The sequence below is a fragment of the Streptosporangium sp. NPDC000239 genome (assembly GCF_040300765.1).
Taxonomy (GTDB): Bacteria; Actinomycetota; Actinomycetes; order Streptosporangiales; family Streptosporangiaceae; genus Streptosporangium.
In genome coordinates this window covers 92170-118432 of the sequence record NZ_JBEPEI010000021.1, presented here as the reverse complement: position 1 = coordinate 118432, position 26263 = coordinate 92170, and the positions used below count along the sequence as shown (strand labels likewise).

Here is a 26263-nt window from a genome sequence, read left to right as displayed (position 1 = left end):
CACCAAGATTTTTCAACGGGTTTCTCGGACGCCTGCGCGGCCTTGAGGGGGTCACCCAAGCGTCCGGAGTGATCTTGTTCGGAAACGGTCGATTCTCAACAGGGTCAGGCCGGGGCATAGAGGCCGCGGTCCAGACGCTCGACGTCGCCGCGGTCGGCCAGAGTTCCGAGGGTGTTGCGCAGCCCGCCCTTCGAGACCTCCCGGCCTCCGTCGGTGTTGACGGCGTCGAGGATGTCGGCGGCGGCCATCGGGGCGTCGGCTGCGGCCAGGGCCGCCATGATGCGGTCCGCGAGGAGACGCGACTTGCCGGAGCCGCCCCCGCTTCCTCCTTCGGCCGTACCGCCTCCTGCACCCTGGCCGGCGCCCCCCTGCTGCTCCTCCGCTACGGCCTGGCACAGCACGGCCATGGCGGCCGAATCGTGACGGGAGGCGTACGCCTCACCGGCTGCCCCCCAGGACGCCTTCTCCAGGCGGGTGGGCTCCTCGGGTCCGTACAGGGCGAGGATCTCGGGGTCCAGGCCCGGCAGCGGGGCGATGGAGCCGATGCGCAGGTGGCGCATCATCGCGGTGGGCCGCGGGCCTGACAGCAGGTAGCCGGTGCCCTGGGTGCCCGGCCCGTCATCTTCGTCGTCGAAGTCGTCGAACTGACTGGTGAGGGTGCGCACGCGCAGCGTTTTGGGAATAGGGGCGAGCTGTTCGCCAGCGGGCAGGAGGCCGTCGCCGACCAGCTGCCGCATCATGCTGCTGCTCCACCTGAGCAGAGTGATTTCGCCTTCCTTGAGCATGGCCCTGAGCGTGTCGCTGCCGCCGAGCTCCTCCAGGTGGGATGCCTGTGCGGCGAGTCCAATGCCGACGCCCACGCTCCGGCCCGTGCGCCCGAGTTCTTTGATCAGGTAGGTTCCCTCGTCCCGGTAGGGCGCGCCCCTCTCCAGGAGCCGGTTGGCCTCGTCGACCCGCACGTGCAGCAGCGGGTCACCGCCGCCCAGCAGGAAGGAGTTGCGCCCGGCCGCGCTGTAGCGGCGCATCCGCTCCTTGGCCACCTCGACCCCGGCCCGCAGCATCAAGATGGCCGCTTCCTGGCTGGTGCCGTAGAAGTCGACCTGGCCGCGCGCCTCAGGCACCGACTGGCCTTCCTTCAGGTCGACCAGCCAGCTCGCGATGCCGTTGACCTTCTCCGCGACCAGCTCAATCTGCAGGGCGCGGGACTTTCCTGCGCCGGTGGTGCCGAACAGCAAGAACCTTTGGGCGCTGCCGGTGGAGGGGTCGTAGAGCCGCTTCTTGACCGGCCGCCCGTTGTGGTAGAGCCCGGTGACGATCCGGCCATGCCGGTCCATCACCAGGTCCTGGCGGGTCACCGGGCGCACTTCGGCGAGTGGGTTGCTGGGGTAGATCGTGACCAGTGCCCGCCGGGAGCCGTCGGTCTCGACCGCCACCCGGGTCGGGTCGTCGACGCCCAGGGCCGAGCACAGCTTGGCCAGGTCGTAGCTGATGGTCTGGCCTTTCGGTACTTCGAGCATCAGCTCGGTTACCTCGTCAGCGGCGACGGCCACGGCGCTCACGAGGCGCCTCCGCCGGGGCGGCCAACGCGGATGCCGGTCAGCACCGTGCCGGGCATGGCGACGGGCGCGATCTGCTGGGCCCACACGGTGGCCGGGTCCGTCTGTGCCTCGGCCTTGCCGATGGTCAGGCGCCGCACTCCCGCGCCGCGGCCCGGCACCTGCGTGATCGCGATGTCGTCCTCGGGATGGTCGAGCAGGGCCGACAGGTGCCGGATGGAGATGTCCGGCACCGGCGTGCCCGGGGTCGTCGAGCGGATCATCGCCCGCATGGCCCGCTCCCCGGTGACCTCGATGCCCTCCAGGGCGGTACCGGCCGCCGGACCACCCTCGCGGGCGACGTTCGTAGCCCACCATCGGGCGGCGGGGTGGCTGCCGAGCGGCTCCTCCACCTCGTCCTCGTCGGCTAGGACGACCGGGGCGGGCAGCGGGGCGAGCATGCGGCGGGCGAGCTGGGCCGGGCGGACCACCCACGTCCAGACCGTCCAGGCGGCCAGCGCGAGCGCCTCACCCCAGTGCGGCCCCTGCACGATCCGCTCGGCGACCAGCAGAACAGCCAGACCCGCGCCAGGCATCAGGTACAGCACGCTGGCGGTGGCTCGTTGGTGCCCGACGGGCCGCCAGGCCCGCAGGGTCACCAGGCCCGCCAGAGTCGCCGCGGCGGTCGCGACGAGCCCGGGGACGGTGACGGCCTGGTCGGCCAGTAGCCCGGCTCCGGCCAGTCCGGCGCCGGCCACGGTCGCGGCCCGGCCAGTGGCGTCCTGCAGGGCGGCCAGATGCCAGCGCGCTCGGTCCACCGCAGGCCACGCGGGGACCTCGATGTCCACCTTCAACAGGGGTCGGGAAGGCATCGTCATCTCCTCAGCGGTTGCCGTAGAACGCGGCGTTGGCCATCGGGACCGGCATCGTGCGGGCGGCCTCGGCGACGGGCCCGTATTCGGCCTCGTGTTCGGCAGCTGCGGCGGTGAAGCCGATCGCGAGGTCCTCGGCCGTGGCGGCCATCCGCTCGGCGTCAGCGAGGGCACGCCGCATGAGGGCGGCGGCCTCCCGGTGCTCGGCCACCGTGTCGACGTCGACCTCAAGGGCCGCCATCTGGTCGGCCAGCCGATCGACCGTGGCGCTACACCCGTCCACGTACGAGTACGCGGAGCGCACCTGCTCACCCAGAGAGCGCAGCCTGGCTCCGGCCAGGGCGAGCTGGACCACGACGAGGCCGTAGGCCACGACATCCATCACGCCAACAGTCGTGCTGGTCTCGTTCCGTTCCAGTTCCATGGGGTTCTCCTACTCGTCGTGGTATTCGCGCTCGGCGGGGCGGGCGTGGCCCATGTCGCGGGTCACGTCGGCCAGCTGCCGGTGCCGGGCTGCGGCGTTCGCTCCTGCGACGGAGATCGCCTCCGCCGCGGCGGGAAGAGTGGACGCGATGGACTGCGCTGCGACCCGGATCGTGTCGACCTGCTCCATGAGGGTCAGCACCCGGCCCTTCAGACTTCCGGGCACCTTCAGGTCGAGGATCTTCGCGTGCAGGACCTCCAGGCGGGTCCTGAGCTGCTCGCAGCCGTCCGCGGCGGCCAAGGCGTCGGCGACGCCGTCGGTGATCTCAGCGGCGGCGTCCTCGTCGGCCTCGATGACGTCGTAGACGGTCAGGTCCACCTGCCCTCCGGAGGAGTACGGGGCCGTCCTGGCGAGTGTGCTCACGGGTGGTCCTTCCTGCTGCGCGGGCTGCGGCGGTTCGGGGTCGTCTGCGACGTTGACCGGAGGGCCCAGAGCGAGCCGTCCCGTCGGAGGCGCCCCGGTGACCGCCTCCGGGGTCCGCGGTGGCGGCGGGTCCGGGAAGATCTGCTCGGCCGTCCACGTCGTCTCCTGGGTCGCCCCGGGTGGCGGTCTCATGCCGCCGGGCCCTGGAGGAGGCGGTGGCGGAGGAGGAGGCGGGGAGGCCTCCGTCTGTTCCTCCTCCGGCGCCTCTGGCCGCGCCTCCTCCTGCTGCTTCGCCGCCTCCTGGCCGTCCTCGTCCGCGGTCGGCTGCGACGCCTCAGCGACCGGGTCGACAGCTGGGTCGGGTGCGGCGCCGCGGTTCTTCCAGCGCTTCCACCAGCCGCCGAGGCGCCGCTTGACCTTCGAACCGCTCTTGCCGCCGCTGCCGTCGTCGTCCTTGCCGGTGCGCTTCCAGCGCTTACGGCCGGCCGCCTCTTCGCCCTTCTTCGGGGCCTTCCAGGTCAGCTTGCGACCTCGGGGGCTGGCGGGCTTCTTGTCCGGCGTGGTCTTGTCGGCGCCGTCCTTCTTGCGTCCCGGGGTTCCCCCGTCCTTCCGCTTACCGTCCCGCCCCGCCTTCGGGGCCGCCTTGCCCGGTCCTCCCTTGCCATCGGGGCGCCCCTTCCGCGACCCGCCGGGACCCTTTCCGCCGCCAGGCGGCCTACTGCCTCCGCCACGCCCTTTCGGACCACCAGAGCCCGGGGGCTTCTTCTTCGGGGAGGTGCCGCCCGGGGAGCGCAGGAGAGACGGGCTCGAACCCTTGCCCGACCCTCCTCCGTTCTTCCTCGTCCGCCCACCGCCGGAGCCGGCGCCGTCCCCACTCCCGGACGTCTTGCCCGCACCGCCACGGGCCCGCTCGGTGCGGGCCTGGCGCTCCTGAGCGCGCTGCCAGACGGCCCGGGCCGCGGCCACTCCGAGGGCTGTCAGCAGGGCGACCGCGACGGCGAGCGTCTCCCGCATCGTCGGGGCGTTCGGGTCAACCGGTTCCGGCAGAACGAGCTCGCCGTCTCCGTCGCCCTGGCCCTCGTCGTCGACGGGCGCAGGCGGCCTGCTCGGCGCGGGCAACTCGGGCAGCGGGGGCCGCATGCCGGTGGGCGCCGGCAGGCTCGGCAAGGCGACCTCGACGTCCCCCTCTTCGTCACTGACCGTAGGCGGAGCTGCGGGGGACGTCGGGGGGTCGTGGCGGAGAGCGGGCGGCATCGAGGGCGGCAGAGGCGGAGGGGCCGAGGCGCCGCGGGGCCGTAAAGTGATCACATTTTCGGTGTCGTCAGACACGGCTTCTCCTCTTGACGCCAGACGCTCGATATGGGATTCGCGCGCGCGTGCGTCCGCGCGCGTCCGCGTCCGCGCGTCCGCATAATGCGCGCGCGAGGCCGCCAGAGCCGATGATGAACATGAACATGTGAATCACCCGCCGTGCAGGTTCTGCAGCGTCCGCGCCAGGTCGGCCCAGCCCTCGTCGCCGTCCTGGTCGCCGGCCACGGCGCGGGCCCGGTCCCACCACGCCAGCGCGATGGACTTCGGGGGCGCGCCAGCCAGGGCGGCCAGCCGTGACTCCCAGTGATGGAGCTGGCTGGCCGCCCGCCGGGTATCGCCCGGCTTGAACCGGCTGCAGAACACCTCCAGCGCCTTGGCAAGGGCGATCCAACCGCTGTGGTCGCCGCGGCGGGCCTGGGCGGCGGCGACGGCGCGCACCTGGTCGCCCCACGCCAAGGCGACGCCCTTCGGGCCCAGCGTGAGGTGCTGCTCACGCCGGGCCGCCCAGTGCCGGGCGCGGGCGTCGACGCTGGCTTGTGCGAGCGTTCGGTAGGTCACTGCTCTCCTCTCAGGCCGTCCGGTCGCGGCGCTCACGAACCAGATCCATGAAGTCGGTGGACTGTGGGGCGGCAGCCGGGGCGCGAGGTTCGGCCCTCGGCGTCGGCCGCCGAGCGGGCGCCGTACCGCGGGTGAGGGCCGCCTGTTGCTGGGCGGCGGCCTGCCTGGCCTCAGCGCGAGCAGCGGGAATCTCGTGCCGCTGCCTGCGGTGCTGGGCCGCGAGTTCGAAGGTCAGCTTCACCGCCTCCTCCAGGTGCTCCTGGAGTCGGGCGAACGGCGCGGTGACCCGGTGGTGCCGCCACCACGCCTCGAACGAGCCGTACTCAGCCGGCGGATTCGCCCGCCACATCGCCTCGGCGTCCCGACGGATGCGAGCCACGTAGTCCACGTACTCCGCCAGGCGGCCACGGAGCTGGCCGGCGAACACTTCCATCGCTTCGGGGCGGTCCAGCATCTCCCCGGACCACCCGGACTGCTTCTCACTCATCAGAACCCCTTTCCGGCGATGGCCAGGATCACGGCGAGGACCCCGGCGGCCACGGCCGTCCTCAGCAGGTCCACCGCCCAGCGCAGCAGGACGTACTTGGTGCGGGCGATCCGGGACAGCAGCACCAGCTCGGCACGCCGGTCCTGGATGTGCTGGACCGTCGAGGTGGCGGCCAGCGCCTCGGGGGTGCTGTAGGCGTAGGCGACCCATCCGTGCCCGGCGCCGGGCCGGGGCAGGGACGGGCGGATCGCGCCAAGCAGCACCAAGACGGAGCCCACGAGCAGGGCGGCCATGGTCCACAGGGCGATCAGCGCACCACCCGGCAGCCGGGCCACGCTGAAGGCGGCCGTTCCGGCGACCACGCTGGCCGCGGTTCCGGCCAGGCCCAGCAGGGCGGTGGCCTTGGTGTCGCTGCGGCCGAGTTCGGCCCGTACGGTGGCGATCTCCTGGGGCAGGTCCATCACGCCTCACCGCCCGCCGGACCGCTCGCGGTGGCCGATCCGTTGACGGCCAGAACCTTCCGCGGCTCCCCGCGCATCTCCCCACGCAGCTGCGCGATCACTTCGGCGGCCTCCTGCTCGGCCGCTTCCCTCTGGGCCGCTTCGGCGCGCTCGGTCTCGACGTCGACCTGGACGTAGCCCGCCTGCCGCTTGCTGATCCGGGCGAGCTCGCCGAGCTTGGCCTGAGACAGCTTCACCCCGCCGTCGAGGCACGCCCCGTAGATCAGGCGGGCGAGCTCGCGGCCGTCAGCTTCGGGCCGTGCGGCCTCCTCAGTCTCCTCGGCCTTGGTGTCCTGGACCGCCTGCGGATCGGACATCGCGGGCGATCCAGGGCGCTCGGCGGGCGGTGCGGCGACCGGTACGGCGGCCACGACCGCAGCGGGCGCCGGGGCGGTCTGGACGTCGAGCGCCTCAGGGAACAGGTGCCGGAAGACGTGCATCAGGATGTGGCTGCCGAACGCGATCGCGCCGACCAACTGGCCGGCGATCAGGCCGACGACCACACCCGGCAGGGCCTTCACCAGGACGTCGGTCCCCGGGACCGTGGCGAACGAGCCGAGTCCGTGCAGGTGGTTGATGGTGTAGCTGCTGACCGTGAACAGCGTCACCACGCCCAGGCAGTAGACCCGCGGCCACCGCTGGTGGCGCAGCACCACAGCGCCGACGAGGGCCAGGACGATCAGACCGTCCGGGGCGAACGGGTAGAGGAACGCGCCGGTGGGGTCGAAGTGGGCAGCCGTCGCGGCGTCCCGGTGCGCGGTCCAGGACCCGCGGAACGCCACGGCGACCACGGCCGCCAGGAGGAGGGCGAGCACGATGGCGATCCGGCGGGCCGTGGCGTTCTGGACCACCGGGATGGAGGTGGTCCGGGCCGGAGGCGCCGACGGTTCGGGGAGGGGTTCGGCGATCGGCCCGGGGGCCGGGCGGGTGGGCTCGACCGGGCGGTCGGCGGTGCGGGCCCGGCCGGTCAGGCGCGCCCAGGGGGAGGGGCGCGGATCGGCCTCGGCGGGGTGGTCCAGGGTGGGCGTGTCGTGGTCGTCGGCGCGCTCGGTGGGCGTCGCCTCGGCGGTGTCCGCGGCGTGCTCCATGATCGTTCTCCTGCTGGTCGGTAGGTCGGGTGAGTCGAGGAGACGCGGTCCGGGCCGCGGTGAAGTCGCGGCCCGGACCGGCGGGTCAGTCCGGGAGGACGTGGCAGTCGAGGGCGTGGGACTGGGCGTTGCCGTACGTGCCGTATTCGCCCTCCCTTCCGCATCCCGTGCAGTCGTAGTGGCCGTACACGCTTCCGATGCCGTCCCGCTCCCAGCGGACTTCGGCAGTGCCGGGGGTGTTCCAGCGCATGACGTCTTTCATGGGTGGTCCTTTCAGGTCCGGGCGCACCCGGCCGGCTAGGCCGGGCGCGACCCGCAACAGGCGGTCAGGCGGGGGCGAGGGCGGTGGAGCGGCTCTCCTTGACGAGGTCCTTGAAGTCGGAGCCCGGCCGGAATCTGGGCGCCCAGGACTCGGCGACCTTGATCTCGGCGCCGTTCTGCGGGTTCCTCGCGGTGCGGGCGGGCTTGTGCACCGCCTCGAACGAGCCGAAGCCGGTGATGGCGACCTTGTCGCCGGTGGCCGTCGCCAGCTGCACGGCATCGAGGATCCCGCCGAGGACCTGGGCGACGACGTCCTTGGTGACGCCGGTGTGCTCGGAGACGGTGTAGATGAGCTCGCGCTTGTTCATGTCTTCTCCTCAGAGATGGCCGGAGGCTTGAGCGTCCGGGGAGCGTCTGCTCCGGGCACCCGCCCAGCCGGGGGAGGCTGGGCGAGCACCCGCACAGTGCGCTACTCGGCCTCGTCGTCGGAGGTGTCGTCCTGCGTGGCGGGCTGCTGGATCATGGCGCTGTCCAGGGCGTTCTGGGCGGTGATGAGGGCGGCGAGCCGCTCGGCGGGCGTCATCGCGCTGCCTCCCTCTGGATCAGGGGGCGGTGGACGTCCCGGTGGGTGACGGCGGCGGTGATGTGGATTCGCCTGAGGACGGCGGCCACTGCCTCGGCGAGCGCGACGCTGCGGTGGCGTCCGCCGACGCAGCCGATGGCGATCTGCACGGGCCGTCGCCTGTCGGGGGCGTCGAGCGCAACCCGCAGGCCGAGCGCGGCGGAGGCGAGGCCGCGGACGCCGGAGATCGCGCCGCGTGTGGCAAGGACGTGCTCCTGGACCGCCTTGTCGAGGCCGGTCATCTGCCGCATCGCGGGGTCGACGTGGGGGTCGCGGAGGGAGGTGCGGACGTCCCATGTCAGGTCCGCCTGGGGTGGGGCGTCGTGGCCGTAGCCGAAGCTCACGATTTCGACCTCGGGGGTCACTGCTGCCCCCTTCCGGCGATCTCCAGCCAGCGCTCGTCGTGGGCCGTCGTGATGTAGTCCCTCAGCTCGTCGTCGGAGAGGGAGGCGTCGCGGGTGCTTTCCCGCTCCTGCGGGTCGTCGCTGCCGCACTCGTCGCACTCGTCGATGTGCTCGATCAGCTGGGCGCGGGTCTTCTCGTTGACGTCGAAGTCCGGGGGGAGGGTGGTCACTGGTTGCCGCCCTTCGTGCAGGCGCGGTCGCGGCAGATGCCGAATCGCTTGCCGTGCTGGCAGCGGGGGTCGGCGGCGAGCATGGCGTCGTAGGCGTCGCGGACGCTCTGCGGTTCGCCGGGCTGGGCGATGGCGGTGGTGGTGATCTTGCCCGCGTTGCGGAGGCGGTTGAGGGAGGCGTTCACGCGGCGACCGCCAGACCGGCGAGCAGCCCGTCAAGCGCGTCACGAACCTGCGCGGCCTGGGCGAGGGTGATCTCGCTGGGGATGGTGGTGAGGTCGAGGAGGGTGCCGTCGTCCTCGCGGTGGCTGAGGAGGAGGGTGCCGACGGGGGTGGGGATGGGGCGGAGGCAGAGTTGGTCGGTGTGGTGGCCGCCGTCGGCGTGGTGGGTGCACCACGGCTGATGGCTGCGGGAAGCGGAGATGAGCGCGGTACGCTGGTCCACAGGTCTTCCTTCCTGGTAGGCAGGTTGGGGTGGCTTAGGGCTCGTCCGGCGTTGCAGTCGCCGAGGCGGGCCTGCCCCGTTTAGGGGGTAGGGGCATCGTCGTTCAGTAGCCCTTCGACGTCGGCGGCGCGGAATCTTTGGAGTCGTCCGCCAGGCGTGGGGACCGCCTTGAGTGCGCCGGTCTTGGCCCACCGCTGGATCGTGCGCGGGGCGACGCGGTATACGGCGGCAACTTCTTTCACCGTGAGCAGCGGCTCCGGGACTGTGGGCATGTGAGACCTCCTTTCAGGCATGGCGGAACGAATCGGACACAGGAGTCGTCAGGCGAAGCTGCCTGCGTCGAGCGATTTGTTTGAACAAAAAGAATGTTGCACGACGGGAGGGGGCTGTCAATATGATTGAACAAATAGGCGCGGCAGGAGAGAGAGGGAGACATGGCCCCGAGGGAGCGATACCGGGAGATAGCAGACGACCTGCGCAAACGCATCCGCGAAGGGGAGTGGCCACCCGGCCAGAGGATCCCCAAGACGATCGCGCTCAGCGCTGAGTACCAGGCGGCTCGGGGGTCCATCTCTCGGGCAATCGATGAGCTGGAGGCCGAAGGGATACTCCTCTCGACTCCCCGCAGGGGCACCTTCGTCCTGGCGCAGAGACCTCGCCGTCGCGTCTCGCGCGTCCCCCGTGTGTACAGGCGACGCCTTGCCGGATACTCGTTCGGCGCCACCGCCCCTGGTGAGGTCTGGGTCAACCACATCCCTCCGTTCCGAAGCCTCGAGCCCATCCCGGCCCGCGCCGCAGAGCTCCTCGATGTCGCTCCGGGAACGCTCGTGTTGCGACGCCGGCGAGTCACCTCGCCGGAGGGGGAGCCGCCGTTTGGCCTTTCGGACTCCTGGATTCACCCGGAGGTCGCTGCGGAGGCGCCCAAGGTGGCCGAGCAGGGGGCGCCAGGCGGCTATTTGGACGCGATTGAGGCAGTGGGACATGGTCCGCTTGCCTGGCAGGAGATCACCCGGGCACGAACACCAGACAAGGAGGAGGCTTCTCTGCTGGGGATTCCGGCCGAGTTGCCGGTGGTGGAGATTTGCCGAGTCGCCGTCTCGGCGAGCACAGAGCGGCCGGTCGAGGTGACCATGACGGTCGTCCCAGCCGATCGCATCGAAGTCGTGGCCACGGTGGAGCGGGACGCTTCGGCGCGGTACGAGGTGTTGTCCCCTCCAGGGGGACGGCCAGACCACGGCAAGGAACCGTAATCCGCGTCTGCGACGCTGCCCAACGCCCTTCGACAGGGCCCTGATGACTGCAACGTCAGCGGCCCTGTGAACTACCTGCCTACCAGGAGAACCATGGGAGTGACCCGTGCTGCCCACCCAGGCGGCGACGTCCAATGACCGAGGAGATTCCGGCCAGGAGGCCGCCGACCTCCGCACAGCTCTACGCCGACGCCGTCTGGGACGCCGACCCCAACGACTTGGCCCAGGCCGAGCTGGCGATGGCGTTGTGCTACGCCAACCACGCCCACAAGGCGCCGTATGACCGCGCCTGGGTGACGAACGAGCGGCTCATGCAGCAGTGCAAGATTCGTTCCACGAGCACGGTCGGGCGGGTGAGGGACTCCCTCGTCGAGAAGGGGTGGCTCATCCCGCTGGATCCCAAGACGTTCATGCCCCTGACCGAGGCGGAGCGGCGGGACTTCCAGCGGAAGCGCAAGACCATCCCGTACCGTCTCGCCATTCCTCCGGCTTCTTCGATGGTCGAAGCAGCTTGTTCGATCACCGAAGAAGCGACTACTTCGACTGACGAAGTAGCTGACCCTCCGACTACTTCGCTCATCGAAACGACTACTTCGATGAGCGAATCTCACTACTTCGATGATCGATACCTACCCTCTTATTACCCTCTTCAGGACCCTCTCTCTTCTCTCAGCGCGCCAGAGCGAAAGATCATGAAGGCCGTCACGGCAACGATCGAGGAGACGAGAGAGATCATTTCCCTGATGGAGGACGAAGCCCTCAAGAAGGGCAACCCCATCGGCAACCTCGAACGCTACGTCGACACCGTGGCGGCCAACGACCACCTGCCTAGCTGGCTCGCCCGCGTTCGCGCCGTCCGGCGCGCGGCGGCCCCGACGCCAACCCCGCCGCCCTACGCCGAAGTTCACGCCCGCCAAGCCGACACCCGCGCCAGCGGCGCCTCACGGGACGAGGAACTGACGGACCGCGAGAAGGCCATCGCCCACGCTCGCGGCCGAGTCGGCCACAGCGCGCCCAAGGCCCGCCTGGCCATACCCGAACAGGCCGAGCCTGCGGAAGTCGCCGAGGCCCGCGCCGAGCTCGCCCAGTCCGGCGACTTCGACCGGTGGCTGGACGCCGCCGCCCACAGGCTCGGCAAGGACGCCCCACCCAACGAAGTAGTGATCCTCGCCGCGACCCTCCGCCGAACCGCGACCGCAGCCCTTGCCGGGGGAGCGCCATGACCCGATCGGGCGCAAAAAGGGCGGCCCCGCACCTCCCCTCCGAAGGGTGCGGGGCCGCCGTCCCCAACTCGACCTGATCGAGGTCAGGCCTGGCCGGGGGGCTTCATGGGGCGGGCGCAGTCGATCGCCTTCTTGAACTCGGCGAGGTCAAGGCGGATGCCCACCCGCCGGGCGAGCTCGCGCTCGTCGCCGCCCACCGACCGCAGAGCCGCCTGCCGGATGGCGTCCAGCTGCTCGGTGGGGGCGACGCCACGCGCCACCGCCCGGGCGTGCAGCCGGTCCAGCTCCTCAGGGGTCACGGGGTGACCGTACGTGACCCTATCTATACCTGTCCATAGACAGGGGCAGCTATCCATCTCTATGAGTGCACGTCACTGGCTACGTACCGTCAGGGACGTGGAGTATGACCCGACCCTGCCGAAGTGGACCCAGATCTACGAGGTCGTCCGCGGACGCATCGAGTCCGGGGAGTACCCACCCAGGAGCCTCGTCAGTGAGGTCAAGCTGGAGGCCGAGTTCGAGGTGACGCGGACCACGATCCGCAAGGTCACCCGGCAGTTGCGCGAGGACGGGCTGATCGTCACCCGGCCGTCCTTGGGAAGCTTCGTCGCCGACCAAGCCGCCGAGGAGTGAACCGCCGGCCAGTCCGGCGCGTCCCATAGTCCATTGCGCGGCGAAGGCCCGCTCCCTGCCGGGGGCGGGCCTTTTCGTGCGGGTGGACGGCTCCGCGTCGGCGCGCGGCGCGGGCCGTCCGACACCCGGGCGTGGTGCTCCTGGGCACGCTCGGGCGGGACCAGGGTGGCCACCCGCCGCGACGGCGCGCGGCAGGGTGAAGGGCACACGGTAACTCTTGTGCGCTTGTCAGTACAAGAGTACGAACGCTCTTAGTCACATAAGGAGGTGCGCACGTACGGACCTACCCTCAAGATCGTGATCGACCACGCCTCCTACACGCCCGTCTACCGGCAGCTCGCCGAGATCCTCAGGCAGCGCATCGCCTCCGGAGACCTCGCCCCGGGGGAGGCGCTGCCGAGCGAGACGCAGCTGATGCAGGAGTTCGGGATCGCCAGGATCACGGTCCGCGAGGCGATGAAGGCGTTGCGGGCGGAGGGGCTCGTCATCACCGCCCGGCGCCGGGGGTCGTACGTGCGCGGAGAGGGGGAGAGGGTGCCCGTGATCGTGCAGGGGACGGTGGACGTCAGCGCGCGGATGCCGACGCCGCAGGAGCGTCAGGAGCTGGGAATCCCGGAGGGGGTGCCGCTGCTGGTGGTCGAACGGGAGGGTCAGGAGCCGGAGTTGCTGCCGGCCGATCGGGTGGTGGTGAGGATGTCGGAGGGGACGTGACACCCCCGGCTTCCGCGTAGTTGCGCACAGCTCCGCGAGGTTCCGCGACCTCTCAAGCTGTCAACTTATGCTGTCACGCGTCCCCACCTGGCGATCTCCGAGAGGGAGTTTCGCCAGGTGGGGGACTGGTAGGGCGCCTGGGACTCGAACCCAGAACCTACGGATTAAAAGTCCGCAGCTCTAACCATTGAGCTAACGCCCCGCTTGAGACAGCGTACCGAGGATAGTGTCCACCAACGTCCGTTGCCAGGCCCGGAAGGGGCGGTGGTTGGACGAACCGTGTGTGGACGGGGGTAGGTGGATCATACAGTGGCACTCATGACGAGCTCGGGGCTTGAGTCCGCCGGAGGGGTCCGCGTGTCCTCCCGGCAAGGGTATGTCGTGGTCGACGTGGAGACCACGGGGTTCTCCCCGGCGAAGGGCGACCAGATCTGTGAGATCGCCCTCGTCTCCCTGAGCACCGAGGGCGAGGTCCTCGACGAGTGGCACTCGCTGGTCAACCCACGCAGGACGACCGGGGCCGTGCACGTGCACGGGATCACCGAGGCGATGGTCGCGCGGGCGCCGGTGATCGAGGAGGTGCTCGACGACGTCTGGCAGCGGGTCGCCGGGCGTGTCCTGGTGGCTCACAACACCTCCTTCGACCTCCGGTTCCTCCGGGTTCTGCCGGAAAGTCACTGGCTGACCGAGACCCTGTGCACGCAGAAGCTCGCCCCGGACTTCCTCTCCGAGGGGAAGTGGACCCTGGCCGCCTGCTGTGAACGGGCGGGCATACCGCTCTCCGGCGCCCACGCCGCGCTGGCCGACGCCAGGGCCACCGCCGAGCTGCTCCGCTTCTACATGCGCCAGGGCGTCTCCTGGCAGGAGAAACTGGCCAGGGCCGCACGGACTCCCCTCTGGCGCCCCAGCGGCAGGCCGCAACGCCCCGCACTCGGCCGACGACTCCAAGGTCAGCGGTAGGCGGGAATCCCGGTCAGGGCCTCGCCCAGGACGAGAGTGTGGATCTCCTGGGTGCCCTCGTAGGTCAGCACGCTCTCCAGGTTGTTCATGTGCCTGATCACGGGATACTCCAGCGTGATGCCGTTGCCGCCCAGGATCGAGCGCGCCTGACGGGCGATGTCCAGCGCGGCGCGGACGTTGGCGAGCTTGCCGAAGCTGACCTGCCGGGGGGTGAGGGTGCCCGCGTCCTTCAGCCGGCCCAGGTGGAGCGCGGTGAGCTGGGCCTGGCCGAGACCGACGTACATCCAGGCGAGCTTCTCCTGGGTCATCTGGAAGGCCCCGATGGGCTTGCCGAACTGGACACGGGTCTTCGAGTAGTCGACGGCGGCCTCCAGGCAGGCGCGAGCCGCCCCCACGACGCCCCACAGGATGCCGAAACGCGCCTCCGACAGGCACGAAAGCGGCCCCTTCAACCCCCGCACCCCGGGCAGTACGGCTGACGCGGGAAGACGGACGTCGTCGAGATACAGGGAGGAGGTCACCGAGGCCCTCAGGGACATCTTCCTGTGGATCTCAGGGGCGGAGAACCCGGGAGTGCCGGTGGGGACGACGAAGCCGCGGACGCCGTCCTCCGTCTGGGCCCAGACCACCGCGACGTCGGCGACGGAGCCGTTGGTGATCCACATCTTGGAGCCGTTGAGGACCCAGTCGCCCGAAGGGTCCTGCTTGGCATGGGTGCGCATCCCGGCGGGGTCGGAGCCGTGGTCGGGCTCGGTGAGGCCGAAGCAGCCGATCGCCTCGCCGGAGGCCATCCTGGGCAGCCACTCCTCCTTCTGCTCCGCGGAGCCGTACTTCCAGATGGGGAACATGGCCAGCGAGCCCTGCACGGAGACGAACGAGCGCAGCCCCGAGTCTCCCGCCTCAAGCTCCCGGCAGGCGACGCCGTAGGAGACGGCGTCCAGGCCCGCGCAGCCGTACCCGTCCAGGTGCATGCCGAGCAGGCCGAGCGAGCCGAGGAGCGGTGCCAGTTCGCGGGCGGGGAAGACCGCCTCCTCGAACCACTCGCCCACGTGGGGGAGCACCTTGTCCGCGACGAACTCACCGGTGGTGTCACGGATGAGCCGCTGTTCCTCGGAGAATGCGTCGTCGACGCGCAGGAGATCGTCCATGAGGTGTTCCTCTCTCGTCGGCCCCTGTCAGGGTATTGATGGCGTCTCAGGAAGGATGTCAGGGTCCTCCCAGGGGGAATCCCGATGTGAGCGATGTCCCTTCAGGGGCATTCTGAAGACATGAACGAAAACGAGTTCTCAAGCGTCAAGAAGCTCCGCAGGACCAGGAACGGGCGCGTCATCGCGGGTGTGGCCTCCGGGCTCGGACACTACGTCGGAGTCGACCCCAACATCATCCGCGCGGCCCTGGCCGTCGCCTCCTTCTTCGGTGGTCTCGGCGTCGGGATCTACGCGGTCGGCTGGCTGCTGCTGCCCGAGGAGGGCAAGGACTCCTCGATCCTGCAGGACCTGGTCGCCAAGAACAAGGACAACCCGGTGTGGCTGGACGCCAAGGCCAAGGCCGAGCAGGGGTGGGCGAAGGCCGAGAACTGGAGCAGGAACGCCGGTCACAACGGCTCCTACCAGGCTCCGCACCAGCAGGCCCCCTACCAGCAGGCCCCGCAGTACCCCACCCACCAGGACCCGGTCGCTCCCTACCCCACCCCCGGTACGGCCCAGCGAGACAACGGCGGCCCCGCCCCTCAGGCGTGAGTCAGGCGGACGTCTCCGTGCGAGCCATCTCGATGATCTCCTGGCGGGATCGGACCCAGAGCACGGCCAGCGCGGCCGCCAGAAGGAGACCGGCCGCGCCGGCCAGTGCCACCACGACCTCAGGGCCGAGTCTGTCGGCGGCGGCACCGCCCACCAGGATGCCGACGCCCTGTGACGCGAGCAGGCCCGAGTGCACGAGCCCGAAGGCCAGAGCCCGCCGTTCGGCGGGGACACACTGCACGAACGCGGCGTTCGCTGCGAGCTGGTAGGCCCCGCCGACCCCCGACAGGAACCACAGGACCAGCACCACGACCAGCGGCGGCCGTACGGCACAGGCGATCAGTGGCGCACAGGTCAGCATCGCCAGCCAGCCCATCAGACGCAGCCGGCTCGACGGGGTGACGTATCGGCCGAAGAGGAAGGCGCCGACGACCGTCCCGGTGGGCATCGCGGCCATCAGCAGGCCCGCGACGAAGGAGATCCGTTCCGGATCGTCGGTCAGCGTCGCGGCGTAGGGGGTGGCGATCCCCTCAGGAAGCACGTAGAAGCCACACAACCAGGCGAACATGACGAGCGTACGCAGTCGTCCGTCGCCGAAGACGAGTCTGGTGCCCGCACGGGTCATGGTCCACATCGAGGGCGAGGCCGTGTCGTCGCGGACGGGCGCGGGGCGGCGCCGTATGCCGGAGACCAGGATCAACGCCGAGGCCAGATAGGTCGCCGCGTCCAGAGCCAGCGCCCGGTACGGTCCCATACCCATGATCAGGGCGCCGCCGAGGGCGAAGCCCAGCATCTGGGCCCCCTGGTTGGTCATGTTCTGCAGGGCGGAACCCACGACGTAGCGGTCGCCCTCAAGGATCTCGGGTAACAGCGCGGCCCTGGCGGCGGAGAACGGGGCGCTGAGCAGCACCACGCAGAAGACCAGGGCGCACAGCGCCGCGAACGGTGTGCCGGGGATCGCCATGAGCGCGACCAGGAGTGCTCTGAGCAGGTCGCATACGATCATGATGTGTCGCCGGGCGTGCCGGTCGGCGAGTGCCGAGAGCAGCGGCCCGCCGATGATCGGGGGAAGGTAGGTCAGGGCATAGACCGAAGCCGTCGCCAGAGGCGACTCCGTGCGCTGGAAGACCAGCACGGACAACGCGACTCGGGAGAGCTGGTCACCCAGGAGGGAAAGCCCCTGGGCCATCCAGAGCGCGCGAAACTCTCCGATGGCGATTATCTCGCCATATGTCACTTGGGCTTCGGTGGGGCGGCGGTGCCGCCCGGGTAGCCGACCGGGCCGGGTGGCCGCCATATGACTCCGCTGGGCTGCAAGCACATTGACTGTGGGTGGTCAGTATGTAACCTACGGTGCCCGTTGAAGCGCCGTTGCGCAACCGAAAGCGACGAAGCCCATGCACAGCGTGGCGAAATATCATGATATTTCCCCGCATGGGAGGTTGTGTCGTTTCGATCACCAGCCGAGGTCGTGCAGCCTGTCGTCGTCGATACCGAAGTGATGGCCCACCTCATGGAGCACGGTGATGCGGACCTCGTTCACCACGTCACTTTCGGACTTACATATAGAAAGTATGGAGTTACGGTAGATCTCAATGCGGTCGGGTAGTACTCCTGCGTACCAGTCCCCGCGTTCGGTGAGTGGAATCCCGGTGTACAGCCCAAGAAGATCGGGTTCGGGCGGATCGTCCACAACCACCACGACCACGTTGTTCATCACTCTCGTCAGTTCGGGAGGAATCGTGTCCAGAGCCTCGGCCACGAGCTCCTCGAACCTTTCTCGCGAGACTTCGATCACACCCGCCATTGTGCCCCCGGTTTCCGGGTAGAGGGCGGAGCGGATGGATCTCAGCAAGCTCAGAAGCCTCACAAAGCGGGCCCAGGGAGGGCTTCGCAGCCTCGCCGTGGGGCGCGTCACGCGCGGCGCGGCGGTCGTCGCGGTGTCCATCGCCTCGGCCTGGCTCGGCATCATGCTCGGTGGCCCCGTACGCGCCAATGTCGGCCCCGTGGAACTCGGTATGACGGCGGAGCCGTCCTGGACGGGGGAGACCGTCCTCGACGCGCATCCGTTCGGAACGCTGCTGTTCGACACCCACGACGCGCCGGTCGGCCTGCGCGTCACCCTGGAGAACATCAACACCAGCAGGGTCGCCATGATCCTGGACAACCCGCGGATGTCCTCCCACCTGCCCAGCATGATGGAGAAGGAGTTGCGTGAGGGGGTCAGGACCCTGGTTGTCAGGGCTCTGGTGTGCGGCCTCGCGGGTGGCCTGCTCGGCTCGCTGATCGTCTTCCGCAGGCCGGGCCCCGCGCTGGCGGGCCTGCTGAGCGCCACGGTCGCCATCGCGGGTACGGGCGCGGCCGTCGCGCTGACCTTCCACCCGAGGGCGGTGGTCGAGCCGAAGTACACCGGCCTGCTCGCCGGGGCGCCCTCGCTGGTCGGTGACGCCGAGTCGATCGTGACGCGGTTCGAGTCGTACCGGACCCAGCTCGCCAAGCTGGTCAACAACGTCTCCCAGCTCTACGACACGGTCTCGGCCCTGCCGCTGTACGACTCCGACCCCGCCTCGATCAGGATCCTCCACGTCTCGGACATCCACCTCAATCCGATCGCCTGGAACGTCATCCGCTCGCTCACCGAGCAGTTCAAGATCGACGCGGTCGTGGACACCGGTGACCTGACCGACCATGGGACGGGCCCCGAGGACAAGTTCGCCGAGGAGATCGGCCGGCTCGGCCTGCCGTACGTGTTCGTCAGGGGTAACCACGACTCCGGTTCGACCCAGAAGGCGGTCGCGAAGCAGAAGGGCGCCGTCGTCCTCGACGACAAGGTCAAGACCGTGGCCGGGCTGCGCATCTACGGGCTCGGCGACCCCCGGTTCACCCCGGACAAGTCCGTTTCCGTCGACTCGGACCTGGAGGCGCTTGCGGCCACCGGGCGTGAGCACGCCGCCAGGCTCGCCCTGGAGAGCAAGCCCGTCGACCTCGTCGCCGTGCACGACCCGACGATCGCCAGGCAGTTCTCCGGCCGGACGCCCATGATTCTCGCGGGACACTCCCACGAGAGATCGACCGAACTGCTGCCCTCCGGTACCCGGCTGCTCGTCCAGGGTTCCACGGGCGGGGCGGGTCTACGGGCCCTGGAACACGACGAACCGACCCCCGTCGCGGCCTCGGTGCTGTACTTCGATCGCAAGTCACACCGCCTGCGGGCCTGGGACGACATCACCCTGGGAGGGCTGGGAGAGCAATCCGTCCAGATCGAGCGTCACGTCGAGAGCGCCCCTGGCCGTACAATTTCTCCTGGGCCGACTGTTTCCCCGTCTCCAACGGGGGCGACCGTCGGCGCCACGCCGCCTTAGCCGGAACGCCGCTTTGGCATCGGGGTCAAAAGTCCCCTATGCTTCAGAGGTCTCCAGCGGAAGACGGCAACGGAGCGGGACGCCAGTTCCGAGCCCCCATCGTCTAGTGGCCTAGGACACCGCCCTTTCAAGGCGGCGACACGGGTTCGAATCCCGTTGGGGGCACCTGCTGAGCGAAAGCTCACCGGGGAAACGGCAGGTCGAAGACCTCCGAAGAACTGGTAAGCTAAGCAAGGCAAGAAAGACGGAAGCGAAAACTTCCGACAAAAGCAAGGTCCTGTAGAGCAGTTTGGAGTGCTCGCCACCCTGTCAAGGTGGAGGTCGCGGGTTCAAGTCCCGTCAGGACCGCTCTGGTAGGTGTTCGATCCACCACCGAGGTCAGGTAGCTCAGTTGGTACGAGCGTCCGCCTGAAAAGCGGAAGGTCGGCAGTTCGACCCTGCCCCTGACCACAGCAACTGAGCAGTAGGGAAGCCCCGAACGAAATCGTTCGGGGCTTTTTTGATCTCGGCGGCAGCAAGTCGCCGCCCTCCGTTTCAGGTTCGTTCATGGCGCGCTGACGTGCGTGTGGTTATTTCCCTGGTCAGAGGCGAAAGGTTCGGGCCGGGGCACGACGTTGCCCAGGGCGCTTCGGACGGTTCGCGCCGTTGACACCGCGCGGGACTTCCATGTGTGGTCCCGTGATCACCGGCATGACCACGGTTGCGGTTCACCCGCGCTGCGTTGAGGAGCGTGAAGGCCACTGTGTCTGCCACACGTTCTCGGAAGACACACGGACAGCGCGTGACCGGCCCGCCGGATTGGAACGTGGTTCGGCGCAGGAGGCCGTCAGGGGCTTGATGGCCAAGGGGTTCGTGGAGATTCGTGCCGTCAGCCACCTGGCGGAGCGCGCGTTGGCCGATGGGGAGACCGATACGGCGCTGAGGCACCTGGAACACATGCGCATGATCGCTGACGTGTGTCACAACCTGCCGGGCGATTTTCTGCCCAAGAGGCGCGAGGTCCGCGAGCGGAAGGCCGTCAAGAGCCTCCGATTCCACTTACGGGAACTCGATCCCGACGATCGTGTGCCCAGTGGATCGCGGGGCACCTGGAAAGCCAGAGGTTCGACCACGTTCGCGTTCTCTGCGATCGGATCAAATGGAGGCATGCTCGGTATACGAGCGCCGACAGGCCCTCAAGAATGTCCATCAAGACGGCTGTGCAAGCCCTGATGTGTCTACCGAACTGGGGCGACTCCAGCCGCAGGGGCCTTTCGTGGCACAGCGTCACAAACATGCGAAGACCGCGTCAAGCTGATCGCGACACTCTGGCATTTAACCGCTTCGCCGCTGCCCCCGCCAGGGCGAGCAGCCCTCCGAACACCGGCAGCCAGCCCAGGCGCTCCGGCAGCCAGGAGAGGTGGGCGGGCGGGGTGAGCAGTCCCGGGACGGCGCCGAAGCGGAGTGCGGCCAGGGCGGTCACGGCAGCCACCGTCAGGTGCCAGAGGAAGATCGTCATAGCGGACAGGTTGAGCAGCGCCACCGCGGCCCAGAGCCGGGGCCTGCGCATCAGCCGCCCCAGCGGCCCGTGCGCCAGCAGCGCCAGCCCCACCTGGGCGAGCCCGAAGGCGACGGCGGCGAGCGTGGGCGGGCTGAGGTTCGAGACCCTCGCCCCCGGCACGCCCACCATGCTCGCGGGATAGCCGAACCCGGCCACCAGGACCGCCGCCCCGGCCGCCCCTCCGGCCAGCAGCGCCACCGCCGTCCGCCGGGAGGCGAGCCCGCCGCCCGCCCAGCCCACCCCCAGCATGTACGGCACCAGCCACCCGGCCGCGAGGTTCACCCACCCCAGCCAGGCCGGCCCGCCCAGGCCGAACCTGACCGCGTCCACCACGAGCACCACCGCGGCCGCCGAGGCGGCGGTGACGCCCGGCCGCAGTCTCAGCAGCAGGGGAGTGGCGGCGGTGAGCGCCGCGAAGACCGCCAGGAACCAGATCGGCCCGAGCGCCGGGAGCGCCAGCGCCCTGACCGTCGCGTACGGCGCGCCGTGCAGCGCCAGCCCCGCCGCGATCCCTGCCCAGACCAGCAGGAGCGGGCCCACCGGCCGCAGCAGCCGCCCCATCCTGGCCCGCACCCACGCCGGACCCACCGTCCGCGCCGGTCCCGCCGTCTCCGCCCGCGCCCGATCACCCGCAGTCCGCAGGCTCCGTGCCGCGGCGTACCCGCCCACGAAGAAGAACACCGCCAGCGTCTGCAACACCCACGACAGCGGCGCGAGCTCCGGCATGAACGCGAGCGGGCTGGAGACGGCGACCGTCCCCCGGGGCCCGGGCACCCACGCCGTGACGAGCCAGTGCCCCAGCACCACTCCGGCGATCGCCAGCGCCCGCAGCGCGTCCACCCCCCGGTCCCGCCCCGGCGGCGTCATCGCCTCGACCCGCGCCGCCGTACGGCGCCCGGCCGGGTCACGCATGGGACACCTCGGCGGTCCGCCCGAGGGCGATCAGGGTGAGGTTGCGCAGGGACTCGCCGCCGGGGGCGAGATAGTCGCTGTGCCCGGCGGCGCCGGCCGCGAACACCCGGGAACCGTAGCCGGGCTCGGCGGGATCGCGGCCGAAGCCCAGCGGGCCGAGCTTGATCTTGGGGATGTCGCGCGTCCAGTCCTCCGTGCCGCTGCCCGCCCAGAGGGGGACCCCGCCCAGTTCGGCCGCCGAGGAGATGCCGAGCCCGGGGCTGCCGAACACGGCCAGGTTGTCCGCCCGGATCCCCGGCGCGGCCTTGGCGCACACCACCGACCCGTAGCTGTGGCACAGCAGGCTGACTCGCTTGCCGCGGAGCGTCTCGTTCACGTAGCGCCGCAGCGCCGGGGCGCCCTTCTCCGCGGCCCAGCCGGTGGCGGACTCCAGGCTGACGGTCGCCGGGCTGTCGTACCCGAGCCAGGCGACCACGGCCAGCCGGGCTGCCGGATCCAGTTCCCGCGCCTGGGCGAGCACCGCCCGCGCCCCGCCTCCGGGGGTGCTGTACGGCTTGGCCCGCCCGCCGTCGAAGGTGGCGGGCGTGGTGTCAGCGCCGGGGACGATGACGGCCACGTGCTCCGCCGTACTGAGATCGCCGTAGACCTGGATGATCCGGTCACCCTGCGGCGAGGGGACGGCCAGGTAGGTGAGCGCTGCGGCGGTGGCGACGGCGAGCGAGGAGCGGAGCACGGAGGCCTCCTGTCCGGTTCGGGGGAACGAGACAGGACGCTACGAATCAAGATCGGTAACTCGCGTCACACCGCGGTGCTCACCTTCACATCACCCCCCGGAGGGAGGAAGGCGGCGCCGTCCCGGGGAGCGGGGCGTGGGACGGTCCCCTGGGGATCTCACTCGCCGGGGCGGACCGGTCCGGACTCGCAGGCGTACACGATCGCCTGGGCCCGGTCGCGCAGGTTCAGCTTGGTCAGGATCGGCCGATGTGGGTCTTGACCGTCTGCTCCGAGAGTACGAGCTCCTCGGCGATCTCCTGGTTGGAGCGGCCCCTGGCGATGGGGACGAGCACCTCGGTCTCGTGTTCGGTGACGCGCTCGACAGCCTCCCGCCCGTTCACCGCCTCGATGTCGGACCGGGCGTCCAGGAACACGGTGAAGCCGGTTCTGACCATGCCCTGGTCTCGGTGATGAGCACCCTGATCGTCATGTTTCCTCAGCGATCGGAAGTATCGCGGTGACCGCGAAGCCCTTTCCCGTCGGTCCCGCCCACACGCTCCCGCCGAGCATGGCGGCCCGTTCCCGCATCCCGATCAGGCCGTGTCCCGTGTGCTTCTCGCGCCCCGCCTTCGCCGCCTCCGCGGCGGCGCGGTCCCCGCCGTCGTCCGCCACGTGGATGTTCAGCTCGTCGCCCGAGCGGTGGATCCTCACCGTGACGGCCGAGCCGGGCGCGTGCCGCATGGCGTTGCTGAGCGACTCCTGCACGATCCGGTAGGCCGACAGATTCACCGCGGTGGGCAGGTCGAGCAGGTCGCCGCCCAGCTTGAGCTCCACGGAGAGCCCCGCGGAGCGCGCGGTGGCGGCGAGCTCCTCCAGGCGGCCCAGGCCCGGCTGCGGCGCGGTGTCCGTACGCCCGTCCCCGTCGCGTAGCACGCCCAGCACGCGGCGCATCTCGGTCATGGCGGCCAGCGAGAGCGCGCGGATCTCGCCGAGCCCCTCCTCCAGCAGCCGCGCGTCCTCCCGCGCCTGCAGCGGTATGGCCTCCGCCTGGATGGCGATCACCGACATGTGGTGCGCCACCACGTCGTGCAGCTCCCGGGCGATCCTGGCCCGTTCCTCCAGGACGGCCTGCCCGGCCAGCGCCTGCTCGCTGCGCCGTTCCTCCTCGGCCAGCCGCCCGGCGGCCGTCCTCCTGGCCTGGACGTTGTAGCCGAACAGGACGGTGACGGTCACCATGGCGATGCCGATGAACGTCACGCCGGGCAGGCTGGGGTCGGATTGGATGCCGAGGATCCACAGGGCGGCAGCCGAGATCATCCACACACCGATGATGACGTGCCGCTCGCAGCGGACCGCGACCGCGTAGACCACCAGCAGGTACATGATCACGGCGTCGGCGGAGAAGGCCGCCTCCAGGTCCTGGCCGCGGGTGACGATCCCCCAGGGAATCAGCACCACCGCGAGCCGCCAGGCCATCAGCGGCCAGCGGTCGCGCAGCGCCAGCGGCAGCGAGGAGGTCAGGGCGATGAACGCGATCTCTCCCTCGTCCAGAGGCGTCGCCATATACAGCGACTCGTGCCTCATGAGCGCCTGCACGGAGCGGAACAGGATGAAGGCCAGTACGAGATCGACGACGAGGACCAGGTTGATCGTGCGGAACGGCAGCAGACTCAGAAACCCCGGCACGCGGGGGGTCAGCCACCGGGGGCGGGGGTGCGACGGACCGGCCCTGCCGGTCCACACGGCTGCGGTGAGCGCGCGGCCCAGCCGGGCGACGGGCCGCAGCCGCGCCCGCTGGGCGGGGGGAGAAGCCATCCGGCCAGTCTATGGAGACCGCCAATCACCCAGATCACACCATGGAGGGATCTTTCGCCTCACCCCGGTGGGCCGGATCACGCCAGTTGGAACCGGCGGAGCGTTGCGACCTGGCGGGTAGGGTTCCCCGGACCAAGCTTGTCGGCACCAGTCGAGGAGTTCCCATGCCGGACGTCTGGGGCGTTGAGCCGTTCAACCGCCGGTTGCGCTCTGGCGACGGCTTCTCCGGCTGAGATGGGTAAGTGCGTGCGCCTACCGAGTGCTGCCGACGTTCAAGACGGTTGGACGGCGGTGATCCGGACGCCTGACCGCCCGTAGGGGCAGGTCACGACCACCGGGAAGCCCGCGTCGGCGACGGCCTGGGCGTTGGGCGGAACGCCCAGGAGGTGCGGGGAACGAAGTCGTCGGGTTGATCGGATGCGGCGGTCTCAGTCGACAAGTGCGCCGGCGGTCAGGTTGGCGATCGTTCCGGTCATGGCTCCGGCTCGGTCCGAAGCCAGGAACGCGGCCGTCTCCGCGATCTCGGAGAGCGTGGGCAGTCTCTTCAGAAGCGTTCCCTGCGCCATCGCTCCGCTTTCGAGCAGCTCCTGGACCGACTGCCCGGCCGCCGTCGCGGCTTGCTCGAAGAGGTCCTTGGTGTGGGAACCCGCCGCGGGCGCGTCGACGGCGGCGTGTGGACGGATGCCGATCACCCGGACGTTGCCCGGCGCCAGTTCCGCGGCCAGAACCCGGGAGAAGGCCTCCTTGCCCGCCGCGCTCACGGCGTGCCCCAGGATGCCGCCCACAGCCAGCTTGGAACCCGGCTCGGACAGCGTCAGGATGACGCCGGGTCGCTCGCGACCCATGTGCCGTGCCACAGCCTTGCTCGTGATGAACAGCGCCCGCAGATAGCCGTCGATCGGCCGCATGAACTCCTCCAGCGAGAGGTCCGCCAGCGAGGTCCCCTGGTCGTGCGGGACACTCACGGCGTTGACGGCGATGTCGATGCCGCCGGCCGTCGCCGCGACCGTGTCGGCGTGCTTCTCGACCGCCTGTTGGTCGAGAACGTCGACCTGCGCGGTCTCGACCGCTCCGCCCGTGGTGGCGATGTCACGTGCCACGGCGTCGAGCCTCTCCTGTGTCCGTCCGGCGATGAACACCCTCGCGCCTTCCCTGGCGAACACCCGGGCGATCGCGCCGCCGATGGCGCCCCCGCCCCCATAGATGACAGCGTTCCTGTCGCCGAGCAGCGATCCACTCATGTTTGTCCCCCAAAGGTGGTTGATTCTTCGGACGGTTACACGGGCTCGATGGCACACCGGCACCGTCGGTTCAGGCGTCCGGGACGGAGATCACCGCCACCGGCACACGGGTACGTCGATCTGTTGGTCAGTCGTTTTTCTGGCGCTGGATCTGTTCCGCGATGCGCTTGATGCGGTTCAGCCGTACATCCCAGGTTCTGCCGACCTCGTTCAGCTGCCGTACGGCACGGGCGAGCTGTGCCTCGTCGACTTCGTAGCGTCGCTCGCGGCCCATCGGTGTCGCGCGCACGAGGCCCGCGCGATCGAGGACGTTCAGATGCTTGGTGACCGCCTGGCGCGAGATCGGGAGACGATCGCTCAGGCTGGTCGGCGTACCGACGCCTTCCGCGAGCAGCAGGTCGAGCAGACGGCGCCTGATCGGGTCGCCGATCGCCGACCAGAGTTCGTCGTCGACGGCGACGGTCATCGCGCCACCACGGAAGAGGCGTAGCTCCGCAGGAGGGGAAGGAAGGTGTCCCAGCCGTGCTCGTGTTCGTGGAAGGCCTTCTCAAGCACGGCGGCCTCCCAGCCCTTCTCCCGCCAGCCGCTCTCGGTCAGGTGCAGAATCGTGCCGTCGCCGGAGGGTTCGAGCTCGAAGGTGATCAGAAGGGAGTTGCCCGCATCGGGTAGCTGTCCGTCAGGAGCGACCCAGCGCATCGCGAACCTGCGGGGCGGGTCCACGTCGACCACCGTGATCGACTCGACCACGTCGGGGACGTCCCACACCAGTTCGCCGACGGCGCCTGGCTCGGGCTCGAACGACGCGTCGTCGGACCACCACATCTTGATGTGCTCGGGACGACTCACCACATCGAACACGACCTCCGGCGCCGCGTCGATGTGGATCTCACGCTCCAGCTTTCCGAACTCCACCACGGACCTCCAATAGGCAACCATCGGTTGCGCATTAACCTAGTGGTCGTATCAGTGATGCGCAACCTTGTGTTGCGTGTAGACCGTGGGGTCGGCGGAGAGGGCGTTATGGGCACGACCGGTCGGGGCGCGGCCCATGTCCGGACGGAGG

At 69.9% G+C, this 26263-nt stretch carries 33 protein-coding genes, 4 tRNA genes and 1 pseudogene; 11 read left to right on the top strand and 27 right to left on the bottom strand.

The window, feature by feature from the left end:
* Window positions 1-104: 104 nt before the first annotated feature.
* The 15 genes from ABT340_RS35710 to ABT340_RS35640 all read right to left on the bottom strand — a co-directional run bounded on the left by ABT340_RS35710 (window position 105) and on the right by ABT340_RS35640 (window position 9372).
* Window positions 105-1559 carry a hypothetical protein gene (locus tag ABT340_RS35710; RefSeq protein ID WP_352015324.1) on the bottom strand — a complete coding sequence of 485 codons (1455 nt, stop codon included), beginning with the start codon at window positions 1557-1559 and terminating at the stop codon, window positions 105-107.
* The gene (locus tag ABT340_RS35705) at window positions 1556-2407 is read right to left on the bottom strand and encodes a hypothetical protein (RefSeq protein WP_352015323.1); all 852 of its coding nucleotides are present in this window, start codon (window positions 2405-2407) and stop codon (window positions 1556-1558) included. The genes ABT340_RS35710 and ABT340_RS35705 overlap by 4 nt, the downstream gene beginning before the upstream one ends.
* A 10-nt stretch (window positions 2408-2417) precedes the next feature.
* Window positions 2418-2831 carry a hypothetical protein gene (locus ABT340_RS35700; RefSeq protein WP_352015322.1) on the bottom strand — a complete coding sequence of 138 codons (414 nt, stop codon included), beginning with the start codon at window positions 2829-2831 and terminating at the stop codon, window positions 2418-2420.
* 9 nt (window positions 2832-2840) lie between these two features.
* Window positions 2841-4421 carry a hypothetical protein gene (locus tag ABT340_RS35695; protein ID WP_352015321.1) on the bottom strand — a complete coding sequence of 527 codons (1581 nt, stop codon included), beginning with the start codon at window positions 4419-4421 and terminating at the stop codon, window positions 2841-2843.
* 294 nt (window positions 4422-4715) lie between these two features.
* A complete protein-coding gene (locus ABT340_RS35690) occupies window positions 4716-5123 on the bottom strand; it encodes a hypothetical protein (RefSeq protein WP_352015320.1) in 408 nt (135 codons plus the stop codon).
* A gap of 10 nt (window positions 5124-5133) precedes the next feature.
* Entirely contained in the window at window positions 5134-5610 is a 477-nt protein-coding gene (locus ABT340_RS35685; RefSeq protein ID WP_352015319.1) for a hypothetical protein, read from the bottom strand.
* Window positions 5610-6071 (bottom strand): Pycsar system effector family protein, encoded by a 462-nt coding sequence (locus ABT340_RS35680; protein WP_352015318.1) that lies wholly within the window; start codon window positions 6069-6071, stop codon window positions 5610-5612. Before ABT340_RS35680 ends, ABT340_RS35685 begins: the two co-directional genes overlap by 1 nt.
* Window positions 6071-7198, bottom strand: coding sequence for a DUF2637 domain-containing protein (locus tag ABT340_RS35675; protein ID WP_352015317.1), 1128 nt, complete (start codon window positions 7196-7198; stop codon window positions 6071-6073). The genes ABT340_RS35680 and ABT340_RS35675 overlap by 1 nt, the downstream gene beginning before the upstream one ends.
* 85 nt (window positions 7199-7283) lie before the next feature.
* Window positions 7284-7460 carry a hypothetical protein gene (locus ABT340_RS35670; protein ID WP_352015316.1) on the bottom strand — a complete coding sequence of 59 codons (177 nt, stop codon included), beginning with the start codon at window positions 7458-7460 and terminating at the stop codon, window positions 7284-7286.
* A gap of 64 nt (window positions 7461-7524) precedes the next feature.
* The gene (locus tag ABT340_RS35665; RefSeq protein ID WP_352015315.1) at window positions 7525-7827 is read right to left on the bottom strand and encodes an HU family DNA-binding protein; all 303 of its coding nucleotides are present in this window, start codon (window positions 7825-7827) and stop codon (window positions 7525-7527) included.
* Between the two features lie 211 nt (window positions 7828-8038).
* Window positions 8039-8446, bottom strand: a complete 408-nt coding sequence (locus tag ABT340_RS35660) for a RapZ C-terminal domain-containing protein (RefSeq protein ID WP_352015314.1) — start codon at window positions 8444-8446, stop codon at window positions 8039-8041.
* Window positions 8443-8655, bottom strand: a complete 213-nt coding sequence (locus ABT340_RS35655; protein ID WP_352015313.1) for a hypothetical protein — start codon at window positions 8653-8655, stop codon at window positions 8443-8445. The genes ABT340_RS35660 and ABT340_RS35655 overlap by 4 nt, the downstream gene beginning before the upstream one ends.
* Window positions 8652-8840, bottom strand: a complete 189-nt coding sequence (locus tag ABT340_RS35650; RefSeq protein ID WP_352015312.1) for a hypothetical protein — start codon at window positions 8838-8840, stop codon at window positions 8652-8654. Before ABT340_RS35650 ends, ABT340_RS35655 begins: the two co-directional genes overlap by 4 nt.
* Window positions 8837-9100: a hypothetical protein gene (locus tag ABT340_RS35645; RefSeq protein ID WP_352015311.1), complete on the bottom strand. Its 264-nt coding sequence runs from the start codon at window positions 9098-9100 to the stop codon at window positions 8837-8839. Before ABT340_RS35645 ends, ABT340_RS35650 begins: the two co-directional genes overlap by 4 nt.
* Window positions 9101-9180: 80 nt before the next feature.
* The gene (locus ABT340_RS35640) at window positions 9181-9372 is read right to left on the bottom strand and encodes a helix-turn-helix domain-containing protein (protein ID WP_352015310.1); all 192 of its coding nucleotides are present in this window, start codon (window positions 9370-9372) and stop codon (window positions 9181-9183) included.
* Window positions 9373-9534: 162 nt separating this feature from the next.
* Here ABT340_RS35640 and ABT340_RS35635 point away from each other — a divergent pair, with 162 nt between their 5' ends.
* Window positions 9535-10350, top strand: coding sequence for a GntR family transcriptional regulator (locus ABT340_RS35635; RefSeq protein WP_352015309.1), 816 nt, complete (start codon window positions 9535-9537; stop codon window positions 10348-10350).
* A gap of 134 nt (window positions 10351-10484) precedes the next feature.
* Window positions 10485-11573: a hypothetical protein gene (locus tag ABT340_RS35630; RefSeq protein WP_352015308.1), complete on the top strand. Its 1089-nt coding sequence runs from the start codon at window positions 10485-10487 to the stop codon at window positions 11571-11573.
* An 83-nt stretch (window positions 11574-11656) separates the two neighbouring features.
* Here ABT340_RS35630 and ABT340_RS35625 read toward each other — a convergent pair whose 3' ends face one another.
* Window positions 11657-11872: a hypothetical protein gene (locus ABT340_RS35625; RefSeq protein WP_352015307.1), complete on the bottom strand. Its 216-nt coding sequence runs from the start codon at window positions 11870-11872 to the stop codon at window positions 11657-11659.
* Between the two features lie 97 nt (window positions 11873-11969).
* Here ABT340_RS35625 and ABT340_RS35620 point away from each other — a divergent pair, with 97 nt between their 5' ends.
* Window positions 11970-12206 carry a GntR family transcriptional regulator gene (locus ABT340_RS35620; protein WP_352015306.1) on the top strand — a complete coding sequence of 79 codons (237 nt, stop codon included), beginning with the start codon at window positions 11970-11972 and terminating at the stop codon, window positions 12204-12206.
* A 297-nt stretch (window positions 12207-12503) separates the two neighbouring features.
* The gene (locus tag ABT340_RS35615) at window positions 12504-12917 is read left to right on the top strand and encodes a GntR family transcriptional regulator (RefSeq protein ID WP_352015305.1); all 414 of its coding nucleotides are present in this window, start codon (window positions 12504-12506) and stop codon (window positions 12915-12917) included.
* Window positions 12918-13043: 126 nt separating this feature from the next.
* On the opposite strand, the gene ABT340_RS35610 is transcribed toward ABT340_RS35615, so the two are convergent.
* Window positions 13044-13119, bottom strand: a tRNA-Lys gene (locus ABT340_RS35610).
* 116 nt (window positions 13120-13235) lie between these two features.
* Between ABT340_RS35610 and ABT340_RS35605 the strand changes: the two genes are divergently transcribed.
* Window positions 13236-13877: a 3'-5' exonuclease gene (locus ABT340_RS35605; protein ID WP_352015304.1), complete on the top strand. Its 642-nt coding sequence runs from the start codon at window positions 13236-13238 to the stop codon at window positions 13875-13877.
* Here ABT340_RS35605 and ABT340_RS35600 read toward each other — a convergent pair.
* A complete protein-coding gene (locus ABT340_RS35600) occupies window positions 13868-15025 on the bottom strand; it encodes an acyl-CoA dehydrogenase family protein (RefSeq protein ID WP_352015303.1) in 1158 nt (385 codons plus the stop codon). The two genes, ABT340_RS35605 and ABT340_RS35600, sit on opposite strands and share 10 nt — an antisense overlap.
* A 120-nt stretch (window positions 15026-15145) precedes the next feature.
* Between ABT340_RS35600 and ABT340_RS35595 the strand changes: the two genes are divergently transcribed.
* Window positions 15146-15616: a PspC domain-containing protein gene (locus ABT340_RS35595; RefSeq protein ID WP_352015302.1), complete on the top strand. Its 471-nt coding sequence runs from the start codon at window positions 15146-15148 to the stop codon at window positions 15614-15616.
* Window position 15617: 1 nt separating this feature from the next.
* On the opposite strand, the gene ABT340_RS35590 is transcribed toward ABT340_RS35595, so the two are convergent.
* Together ABT340_RS35590 and ABT340_RS35585 are read right to left on the bottom strand one after the other, a co-directional pair.
* Window positions 15618-16853 carry an MFS transporter gene (locus tag ABT340_RS35590; RefSeq protein ID WP_352015301.1) on the bottom strand — a complete coding sequence of 412 codons (1236 nt, stop codon included), beginning with the start codon at window positions 16851-16853 and terminating at the stop codon, window positions 15618-15620.
* A gap of 219 nt (window positions 16854-17072) precedes the next feature.
* On the bottom strand, window positions 17073-17423 hold the full coding sequence (locus ABT340_RS35585) for a metallopeptidase family protein (protein ID WP_386191984.1): 351 nt from the start codon (window positions 17421-17423) through the stop codon (window positions 17073-17075).
* Between the two features lie 34 nt (window positions 17424-17457).
* On the opposite strand from ABT340_RS35585, the gene ABT340_RS35580 reads away from it, so the two are divergent.
* The 5 genes from ABT340_RS35580 (at window position 17458) to ABT340_RS35560 (ending at window position 20190) form a co-directional block, all read left to right on the top strand.
* Window positions 17458-18978 carry a metallophosphoesterase family protein gene (locus ABT340_RS35580; protein WP_352015299.1) on the top strand — a complete coding sequence of 507 codons (1521 nt, stop codon included), beginning with the start codon at window positions 17458-17460 and terminating at the stop codon, window positions 18976-18978.
* A 92-nt stretch (window positions 18979-19070) separates the two neighbouring features.
* Window positions 19071-19143: transfer RNA gene (locus ABT340_RS35575), tRNA-Glu, on the top strand.
* A 108-nt stretch (window positions 19144-19251) separates the two neighbouring features.
* Window positions 19252-19326: transfer RNA gene (locus ABT340_RS35570), tRNA-Asp, on the top strand.
* A 28-nt stretch (window positions 19327-19354) separates the two neighbouring features.
* Window positions 19355-19428 (top strand) — tRNA-Phe (locus ABT340_RS35565).
* Window positions 19429-19656: 228 nt separating this feature from the next.
* Window positions 19657-20190, top strand: a complete 534-nt coding sequence (locus ABT340_RS35560) for a hypothetical protein (protein ID WP_352015298.1) — start codon at window positions 19657-19659, stop codon at window positions 20188-20190.
* Window positions 20191-20266: 76 nt separating this feature from the next.
* On the opposite strand, the gene ABT340_RS35555 is transcribed toward ABT340_RS35560, so the two are convergent.
* The 7 genes and pseudogenes from ABT340_RS35555 to ABT340_RS35525 all read right to left on the bottom strand — a co-directional run bounded on the left by ABT340_RS35555 (window position 20267) and on the right by ABT340_RS35525 (window position 26112).
* Window positions 20267-21430: an acyltransferase family protein gene (locus ABT340_RS35555; protein WP_352015297.1), complete on the bottom strand. Its 1164-nt coding sequence runs from the start codon at window positions 21428-21430 to the stop codon at window positions 20267-20269.
* On the bottom strand, window positions 21423-22163 hold the full coding sequence (locus ABT340_RS35550; protein WP_352015296.1) for an alpha/beta hydrolase: 741 nt from the start codon (window positions 22161-22163) through the stop codon (window positions 21423-21425). Before ABT340_RS35550 ends, ABT340_RS35555 begins: the two co-directional genes overlap by 8 nt.
* A 158-nt stretch (window positions 22164-22321) precedes the next feature.
* Window positions 22322-22515, bottom strand: a pseudogene (locus tag ABT340_RS35545) (response regulator transcription factor); the annotation flags it as partial.
* A 115-nt stretch (window positions 22516-22630) separates the two neighbouring features.
* Entirely contained in the window at window positions 22631-23959 is a 1329-nt protein-coding gene (locus ABT340_RS35540; protein WP_352015295.1) for a sensor histidine kinase, read from the bottom strand.
* A gap of 428 nt (window positions 23960-24387) precedes the next feature.
* Window positions 24388-25200, bottom strand: a complete 813-nt coding sequence (locus ABT340_RS35535) for an SDR family NAD(P)-dependent oxidoreductase (protein WP_352015294.1) — start codon at window positions 25198-25200, stop codon at window positions 24388-24390.
* Between the two features lie 127 nt (window positions 25201-25327).
* The gene (locus ABT340_RS35530) at window positions 25328-25666 is read right to left on the bottom strand and encodes an ArsR/SmtB family transcription factor (protein ID WP_352015293.1); all 339 of its coding nucleotides are present in this window, start codon (window positions 25664-25666) and stop codon (window positions 25328-25330) included.
* Window positions 25663-26112 carry an SRPBCC domain-containing protein gene (locus ABT340_RS35525; protein ID WP_352015292.1) on the bottom strand — a complete coding sequence of 150 codons (450 nt, stop codon included), beginning with the start codon at window positions 26110-26112 and terminating at the stop codon, window positions 25663-25665. The genes ABT340_RS35530 and ABT340_RS35525 overlap by 4 nt, the downstream gene beginning before the upstream one ends.
* Between the last annotated feature and the right edge of the window lie 151 nt (window positions 26113-26263).